This is a genomic window from Dyella sp. 2RAB6 (assembly GCF_052115385.1).
In the GTDB taxonomy this organism is placed as follows: Bacteria; Pseudomonadota; Gammaproteobacteria; order Xanthomonadales; family Rhodanobacteraceae; genus Dyella_D.
This window is the reverse complement of record NZ_JBFRGP010000003.1, coordinates 409,066-417,045: the sequence shown is the minus strand read 5'-3', so window position 1 is coordinate 417,045 and position 7,980 is coordinate 409,066. Positions and strand designations below refer to the sequence as shown.

The 7,980-nt window shown below is 61.3% G+C and carries 8 protein-coding genes; 3 read left to right on the top strand and 5 right to left on the bottom strand.

What is annotated here, in order from left to right:
• The coding region (locus AB4083_RS07750) for a hypothetical protein (RefSeq protein ID WP_441607191.1) at positions 1–215 on the bottom strand (215 nt) is incomplete at its 3' end.
• Between the two features lie 653 nt (positions 216–868).
• On the opposite strand from AB4083_RS07750, the gene AB4083_RS07745 reads away from it, so the two are divergent.
• From AB4083_RS07745 to AB4083_RS07735, 3 genes are all read left to right on the top strand, one after another.
• Positions 869–1,192 (top strand): DHCW motif cupin fold protein, encoded by a 324-nt coding sequence (locus AB4083_RS07745; RefSeq protein WP_441607202.1) that lies wholly within the window; start codon positions 869–871, stop codon positions 1,190–1,192.
• A gap of 509 nt (positions 1,193–1,701) precedes the next feature.
• Positions 1,702–5,085 carry an autotransporter domain-containing protein gene (locus AB4083_RS07740; protein WP_441607190.1) on the top strand — a complete coding sequence of 1,128 codons (3,384 nt, stop codon included), beginning with the start codon at positions 1,702–1,704 and terminating at the stop codon, positions 5,083–5,085.
• A 141-nt stretch (positions 5,086–5,226) separates the two neighbouring features.
• Positions 5,227–5,574: a hypothetical protein gene (locus AB4083_RS07735; RefSeq protein ID WP_441607189.1), complete on the top strand. Its 348-nt coding sequence runs from the start codon at positions 5,227–5,229 to the stop codon at positions 5,572–5,574.
• 47 nt (positions 5,575–5,621) lie between these two features.
• Here AB4083_RS07735 and AB4083_RS07730 read toward each other — a convergent pair whose 3' ends face one another.
• The 4 genes from AB4083_RS07730 to AB4083_RS07715 form a co-directional block, all read right to left on the bottom strand.
• A complete protein-coding gene (locus AB4083_RS07730; protein ID WP_441607188.1) occupies positions 5,622–6,092 on the bottom strand; it encodes a DUF421 domain-containing protein in 471 nt (156 codons plus the stop codon).
• A 3-nt stretch (positions 6,093–6,095) separates the two neighbouring features.
• Positions 6,096–7,094 carry an SDR family oxidoreductase gene (locus AB4083_RS07725; RefSeq protein WP_441607201.1) on the bottom strand — a complete coding sequence of 333 codons (999 nt, stop codon included), beginning with the start codon at positions 7,092–7,094 and terminating at the stop codon, positions 6,096–6,098.
• A 230-nt stretch (positions 7,095–7,324) separates the two neighbouring features.
• Positions 7,325–7,492, bottom strand: a complete 168-nt coding sequence (locus AB4083_RS07720) for a DUF1328 domain-containing protein (protein WP_441607187.1) — start codon at positions 7,490–7,492, stop codon at positions 7,325–7,327.
• Between the two features lie 103 nt (positions 7,493–7,595).
• Positions 7,596–7,796 (bottom strand): CsbD family protein, encoded by a 201-nt coding sequence (locus AB4083_RS07715; protein WP_441607186.1) that lies wholly within the window; start codon positions 7,794–7,796, stop codon positions 7,596–7,598.
• Between the last annotated feature and the right edge of the window lie 184 nt (positions 7,797–7,980).

The window sequence follows — 7,980 nt, the reverse complement described above, 5'->3', positions numbered from 1 at the left end:
ATATCGATAAACGCGCTGATGCCTTCCAGCATGATCGGCAGGCGTTGTGCGTCGATGTTCTCGCGTTCGTCGACCAGCTCAGCCAATAGCTGGATGGCGTTGTACGCGTACTGCAGCCATTCGGTGGCGTCATTCAACAATGCATCCGGACCCGCATCGGGATCGGAGAAATAATGCGCGTGGCGGGTGATCCACGGATCGCCAAAGTCATTCATAAGCAACTCCTTGCTAAGCGCCGCGTCCTCGCGCCGTAAAACGGCACGCCGCCAAACAGCTCGACGTGCCGCCGACCTTACGGACTCGAGGTTTCACCGGCAGCCCAAAACCTGGGCGCCGGGCGGCTTGATTGAGGAAGTGGGTTGCGGCTTCGGAAGTTTTCGCCGTCGCGCAAGGCGACGTGCCGGGTAGGACGGCTCAGATAATTCCTACGAAAACTCTTAGGCCGCGGCTCTTCAACCCTGTCCGCGATGTCGCCGGACAGCCCGAATGTTCGGTGGGTATGCCGCCTGGGGGATCGGCGAGCGCGCGAATCTCGTATGATCTGGCACAGCCATGATCAACTCCTTATTAGTTGGTGATGGTCAGCGGGTCAGGGGTGTTGCTGCACCCTTGGCCCGCGCTTCTCACAGCATTGCTGCCATGGCTGCTCGCGACGCGCCTTGAAACACACCGCGAGCAACGCCGACCACGCTATCAAATCGATTTTGAGTTGTCTGTAGGGGCACACGTGCGTTGTGCATCAAAGGCATCATTTGCAGATTTATCTGATGGACCACGCCTCAGATCGTGTGACAAGACAAGCGCGACCACAGCTCCGATCATGGCGCACGCTTTCGCTTCGTTACCTCACAAGGAATCGCCTGTGAAAATGTCCGACATTCCATTCGGCACGACTGAATGGTCTTCCATCGAGCCGACGCAACACAAAGGCGAATCCGGCTACGCGTATTGGCGCACCTGCCAGTTCGGAGAGCTGCGGGTTCGGATGGTCGAGTACACCCCCGGATATCTCTCCGATCACTGGTGCAGCAAGGGACACATCCTCCTGTGCATGGAGGGAGAACTGCACACCGAACTCGAGGACGGCCGCGTATTCACGCTGAAGCCTGGCATGAGCTACCAGGTCAGCGACCACACCGAACCACATAGGTCGCATACGAAAGTTGGCGCCAGGCTCTTTGTCATCGATTGATGGTGGTGCGGCGGCAAAGGTAGTCAAGCGAGCGAACAACACTCCTTAACTGCTGCCGGCCCTTTATCGGCATTCTTGCGTCTCGCAAATAAAAAAGTTCGACGCGCGGTGCTTGATTCACGGGCTTTATCGCGTGCCGTTCTCTCCTGATATCCGCGTCGCTCGCCGATCGGTCAGGCGCACACGACGCTGGTAGATCGCGATGGGACCCGGCGGTCTTCAGGCACAGGCCGCGATGTCGTTATCGACCGCGCCCTGCTTGCATCGAGCATCCCTCAGCCGCAGTCATCCACAGAAGCCGATGGCAGCTTGATGGATAAGCGGGATGTGTCGGCCGGACATCCTGTTGACTGAGTCAGGCGCATGCAGCCCATTAGCGCCAGCGCAACCTGCTGATCTGACGAAAGGAATCATACCCATCCCCTGACGCGTGTTGCCGGGAAGCTCCTCGGCGCGCTGGCATGTCGCTAATTATTACGTCAAGATATTGCGATTACAGGGGAAAACATATGGAAGCATTGCGCGGTGCCGCGGCACCCGATCGTACGGTCATGGATGCATGGGTCAGGCCCTGCGCACTCACCATGGCCGTGGCCATGGCGCTTGGAATATCCGGTTGCGGCGGCGGTGGCGGCGGAAACGGCAACGTCAAATCCGCCCCGCTGGCTCCTGGCGAAATCAACGTCGAGACCGGTAGGAGCATACGGCGCGACGACATCAGCGGCTCGACGAATCTGCTCAAAAGCGGCGCCGGTACGCTCGTCCTGACCGGCACCAATAGCTACACCGGCGGCACCACGATCAGCCAGGGCACCCTGCAGATCGGCGAGGGCAGTTCGGCCGGGTCCATCAAGGGCAATGTCACGAACAACGGTGTGCTGGTGTTCAATCGCAGCGACAAGTTCACGTTCGATGGCGTCATCAGCGGCAGTGGCTCTCTGGTCCAGAGCGCAGGGGCACTGATACTCACCGGCGCCAGCACGTATACGGGCGGTACCACGGTGAAAGGCGGCTCAGTCGTGCTGACCGGGGGAGCGACTCTGGGGACCGGCGATATCATCCTGGGCGACAGCAAATCCGGATCCAGCGTCTCACTGGAGGTAGGCGCGGGCAGCACGCTCCCCAACCGTATCGTGCTGCAACGCTCCGGGGGGCTGTTCAATGCAGGGACGATTGGCGGCAACGTGGCTATCGGCTTCGATGGCGGAAATGCCCCGAACATCGGCGCCACGATATACAACCAGGACGGCGGCAGTATCCGTGGCACGGTCGCAGGCGTCGCGCTGACAGGCTCCAGCACGATCACCAACAGCAACGGCAGCTCCATATCGTCGACGAACGGCATCGCCATTCAGGTGACCGGCGGGCGCGGCATGATCGAGAACAGCGGAGGCTCCACCATCTCGGCGGCGACAACAGCGCTCTACTTGCAGTATGGCGGCGGCGTGACCAACAGGGCCGGATCCATCATCGCAACCACCGGCACTGCCACGGGCGATTGCGCAGGCTCCGGCCATTGCGCCATCTTCGTGGCATCGGGTGACAAGACTCCGCCACATGACGGAGGCGTATTGGTATTAGCCAACGCGGGCACCATCATCGGCAACGTGCAGCTGGTCGGGACCGCACAGAACTCCGTTCTGTTAACGGCGGGCGGCTCCATCCGTGGCGATCTCAATATCGGCTCGAACCCTGATGCCTTCCTGACACTGATCGGTACCGCAGGAGTGGTGCAATCGTACGCGCAGGCGGTGACCGGCAGAACCTCCTTCGTCGGTGGCATGAAGGTGGTGAACGGCGGTACCTGGATCATCGACAACGACGACCTTAAACCACACAGCCTGAGCGTCGGCGGCGTCGGACCCAGTCAAAGCTCACTGCAGATCGGCAACGGCGGCACGACTGGGTCTATTGGCCAACTCGACCATATCGCGGTCTATAGCAGCACCTTGGCGTTCAACCGCAGTGACAATGTCACGCTCACCAAAAGCATTTCGTCGTCGAATGCCGAGCTAACGCAGGCTGGCACGGGCACGCTGACCATGGCGCCGGCGGATCATGTGCTCAATTTCGACAGGATCAATATCGACCGCGGCACGCTGAAGATCGATAACACTGGCGGATTGCCTGCCAGCGGCGCCAGCTTCACGATCCCGGCCCTTGTGAAGAACAACGGCGCGCTCGTCTTCGATAGCTCGCTCGATGTGATCTCCAGCGCTCAAATCTACGGACAAGGCTCCGTTACGCAGAACGGCTCGGGCTCCTTGATCCTGCAGGCGTGGAATTACTACACCGGAGGCACCACGATCAATCGCGGCTCGGTAAAGGCGACGTACGCATTGCCGGGCGATGCCACAGTGAATCAAGCAGGTGTCCTGGAAGACTTCCCGAACGACATATCGGGTCCGTTCCCCGGCGTCGCCGGCCATCTTGCCAATGCGGGCAAAGTCGTTGTTCATGGCGGCGATACTCGCGTTGGCGGCAATTACAGCCAGGCATCCAGCGGCACGCTGGCAATCAACCTGGGCAGCAAGCTCGCCGTCATCGGTACCGCCGCGCTCAATGGCGGCACGCTCGAAATCACCGGCGCCGATCCTGGTTACGTAAGCAACTCGCACACCCAGATCCTTACTGCTACCGGTGGCCTCACCGGCACCTTCGGCCAGTTGGTCAAGGACACGGGAGTAGTGTTCACCGCGACGACGATCAACTACGACGCTAACAGCGCGTGGCTGGATACCACGGGCCTCAATATCACTACCGCGGCGGCGGGTAATGGCGTGAGCTATACGCCGTCCTCGTTTGCCGGCGCGCTGCGCGTACAGGGTGCTTTCACCCAGCTCGACAGCAAGATCGCCTCGGGTAGTCTTTCCAGCGTATCCAGCGATTTCGTGCGCAATGCCGGCGAGTTCCAGCAGGCGCCGACCCTGCAGGCTGCGCAGGCTTCGTTGCAGAGCTTGTCCGGCCAGTTGCACGCCGCCAGCGCGGCGATGACCTTCGAAGCGATCGATGCCTCCAGCCGCGCCCTGGCCGACCGCTTCGACGATCTGCTGGGCCGCAACACCGGTTACGGCATGTGGACGCAGAACCTCAACGTGGGCGGCGGCATGGGCCGTTCCGGCTATGACGGCGTCGGCTTCCAGTTGAATGGATGGCTGGTCGGCAGCGACCGAAAGATCGGCAATTCCGGCGTGGCGGGTTTTGCTTTCGGCCAGAACCAGGGGCAGCAGCGGCTCGATCAGGGTTACGACCGCAATCGCAGCCGCAGCACGGAGGGCATGTTGTATGCCGGCTGGACCAACGGCAACTGGTACACGCAGGGTCGCGTCGGTTTCGGCCATTTCCAGCAGAACGTCAATCGCCGGCTGCTTCTGGGCACCAGCCTGCAGGGCGTGGCCACCGATTACAGCGGCAACTACAACGTGGCCTATGGCGAGAGCGGCCTGCGCTTGAACTGGGCGGGTACGCGCATCACGCCCTTCGCCAATGTGGAGTACGCCAGCATCGATCGCGACGGTTTCGCCGAGCAAGGCGCCGGTGGTTTCGGCTTGCGCACCAACGCGCAGGTGCTGGATCGCTGGCGCGCCGGCCTCGGCCTGCGCGCTTCCCGTCACTGGAATTCAGCGGGCGGCCGCGCCGTCGATTTCAGCGCGAGCCTGCAGGTCCGGCGCACGCTGGCTTCGCATGGCGACGCGTTCGACGCCAGTTTCGTCGGCCTGCAGCAATGGCAGCCGCTGGTGGGCATCGGCCTGTCGCGCTACAGCGGCGTGTTCAACCTCGGGCTCAATACGACGCTGTCGAAACGCACGTCGCTGCGGTTCAACTACGACTACGAGAAGGGGCAGCGCGATCAGGCGCAGACGCTGTCGACGAATCTGTTCGTGGCGTTTTGAGTGGGTTGGCCCGGAGAACGAAAATCCCCTGGAGATCGGGGGTTTTTATTTGGACGAAGGAAAGGAGATATCACCATGCTTCCGATCCGACTCAGTAGACACCCCCGTTTCGGCGCTGCTTCCGCATGCCTCCGATGCATCGTGGCCCTGACCATCATCTTCGCGGTTGCTGGCTGCGCTTCCACGCCACCGACAGTAGAGATGGAGCCAAGCTCGATCGCCCGGAAGCTCGGCGTTCCGAGCTGCCGGGTATCGGTTCCACTGAGTCAGTCCGAAGTCATCCAAGACGCGAAGAGAATGGGCAATCCAAGGCCGGAAAGCCATCCAGAGTGGAGCGGGATGATCGCGAGTATCCGGCTGGGAGATCAATTACGCCTGGTGGACTGTTTAAGGGCGAGCCGATCCGCGCGCGTGGATGACCTGTACTACTACGCATTGATTCGCGACGACAGAATTGTTTCCGCATTCCACTTCATAGTTATCAATTAGCGTCGAGCACCAAAGTTCCTGCTCTGAAAAGACCACGACGAAAACAATCAGTCGCCCGGAATAACCGAGATCTTGCCGTTGGCTTCCAGGCGCACTTCCTTCGCCCGGCGAACATCGTCGAGATCATGGGTCCTGAGCGCGCGGTCGAGCATGGCCCGTGGCACATTGTGTCGACGCAGGGCTGCCGCATCCACACGCCCCCGTTCGACGAGCACGCTCGATGTGCCCTCGATAATCCGATTGAAACGCGGCATCCGCGCGGCGAGGTAGGCGAACAGGTGGTTCAAGGCCAGGATGGTGGCGATGCCGATAAACGCGGCCAACAGCGAATCATCATTGCCGACGATCGCGGTACGCAGCGTCCCGCCAGCCAGAATCAATACCAGCATGTCGAAAGGACTGAGTTCTCCCAGCGACCGCTTCCCTGTCAAGCGCATCAATACCAGGAGCCCGACGTAGGTGACGGCGCCGCGGACCACGAACATCCACCAGGGCATGGTGAGGTCGAGGGCTTGCATGGCTCAGCCCGTGGGCCCGCCCATGACGGGAAGAATGGCGCCGGAAATGTAGCTTGCGCAGCTGGGTGCGGCGAGAAAGACATAGGCTGGCGCTACTTCTTCCGGCTGCGCCGGCCGCCCCATGGGATTGTTGGCGCCGAAGCTGGCCACCTCGTCGGCAGGCTTGTCGGCCGGGTTCAATGGCGTCCATACCGGCCCTGGCGCCACGGCATTCACGCGAATACCGCGGCTGACCAGGTTGCTGGCCAGCGAGCGCGTAAAGGCGTGGATGGCGCCCTTGGTGGCGGAGCAATCGAGTAGCGCGGGGCTGCCGAACAATCCCGTTTCCGAACCCGTATTGATGATGCTCGCACCCGACTTCAAGTACGGCAGCGCCGCCCTGGCCATTTGAAAATAGCCATAGACGTTGGTGCGAAAGGTCATGTCCCAATGCGCGTCGGTCAAGTCCTCAAGCGCATCGGTGTGCTCCTGGAAGGCGGCGTTGTTGACGAGTATCTCCAGGTGGCCGAAGGCTTTGATCAGATGGCCGACCGCGACGGTGCAGAATGCCGGGTCCCGCACATCACCGGCGATCAGCACGCACTGGCGACCTTCCTTCTCCACCGCGGCCTGCGTATCGCGCGCGTCGTCATGCGAATCCAGATAGACGATACCGACGTCCGCGCCCTCGCGAGCAAACAATGTCGCGACCGCACGGCCGATACCGGAATCGCCGCCGGTGATCAGTGCGGCCATACCGGCGAGCTTCCTGCTCCCGTGATATGCCGGTGCCTCGTAGCGCGGGCGTGGACTCAGCTCGCTTTCGCGGCCAGGTTTGGCGTGGTGTTGCTTCGGCTGCGGTGGCGCCGGTTGCGGACGCGCACCGGCTTGGACCGCCTTCTTTTTCGCGCCGCTGGCGGCGGACTTTTTCCGGGCCGAGGCTTTGCGCTGGTCCTTGGCATCCACCGCCTGCTGAATCGAACGCTGCTGTTCGGAGGTCGATGTCGGGGTAGAACGAGCCATGAGCGAATCCTCGTTTGGGTGGACCGGCAGGCCCACTGAGGCCGGGGATCGTGCTCAATGGACGTTCTACAAGTCGTCGAGCGCGAATGCAGGTGACGTGTAGCGGCGCGAGGGCCGGCGCGGCAGCACCATCGCTACGGAAGGTGCTGCCGCTTGGGCCGGGTTGATCCGTGGGCCCGAGTTATCGCAGTGGGCTGCATCAGCTGGAACCAGTCTCGTCTGGCCTCACCTTACACAGGCGGCCGACGGCGCCCCGCGATCAGCGAGATGATGAACAACACCACGAAGACCACGAAAAGGATTTTGGCGATGCTCGCGGCCAGGCCGGCAATACCAAAGAAGCCGAAGAAGCCCGCGATCAATGCGACCACCAGGAATATAAGTGCGTAATAAAGCATGGCGTATCCTCCAAAGGCTGATAGGGGTTGCCATCCATCCCGATGCGTTGCGGTCCGTGCGCCGCGCGTTTTACTGCCGGCACTGGACGCTCATGCCAATGGCTTACCTGGCATCCGCATCAAAGTCTTTCAGTTGCTTCAAGGCCTCATCCCTGGCGATGCCGTAACGCTCCTGCAGCTTGCCGACCAGGTACTCCGCATCGCCCTCGGTCGTTTTCAAATCGTCGTCGGTCAACTTGCCCCAACGCGATTTAAGCTTGCCCTGAAGCTGTTTCCACTGGCCTTTGATCCTGTCTTCGTTCATTGCTCAGTCCTCTTGGGTTGGCGCCGCATACTTGCGGCTACGTCGCTGAAGATCCGATGGGAACTCTTCGCCTTGATATCCACGCCGATCGAATGGCAGGCCATTTCGATGACGCGATGGTGCCTTTCAGGGATAGAAGCGCATGGGTGAGGTCGGTGTGAATCGACGTCCCATGAATCGCGAG

Coding starts and splice junctions, on each gene's coding strand:
- AB4083_RS07745 (WP_441607202.1), top strand. CDS start 869: ATGTCCGACATTCCATTCGGCACGACTGAATGGTCTTCCATCGAGCCG.
- AB4083_RS07740 (WP_441607190.1), top strand. CDS start 1,702: ATGGAAGCATTGCGCGGTGCCGCGGCACCCGATCGTACGGTCATGGAT.
- AB4083_RS07730 (WP_441607188.1), bottom strand. CDS start 6,092: ATGCAAGCCCTCGACCTCACCATGCCCTGGTGGATGTTCGTGGTCCGC.
- AB4083_RS07725 (WP_441607201.1), bottom strand. CDS start 7,094: ATGGCTCGTTCTACCCCGACATCGACCTCCGAACAGCAGCGTTCGATT.
- AB4083_RS07720 (WP_441607187.1), bottom strand. CDS start 7,492: ATGCTTTATTACGCACTTATATTCCTGGTGGTCGCATTGATCGCGGGC.
- AB4083_RS07715 (WP_441607186.1), bottom strand. CDS start 7,796: ATGAACGAAGACAGGATCAAAGGCCAGTGGAAACAGCTTCAGGGCAAG.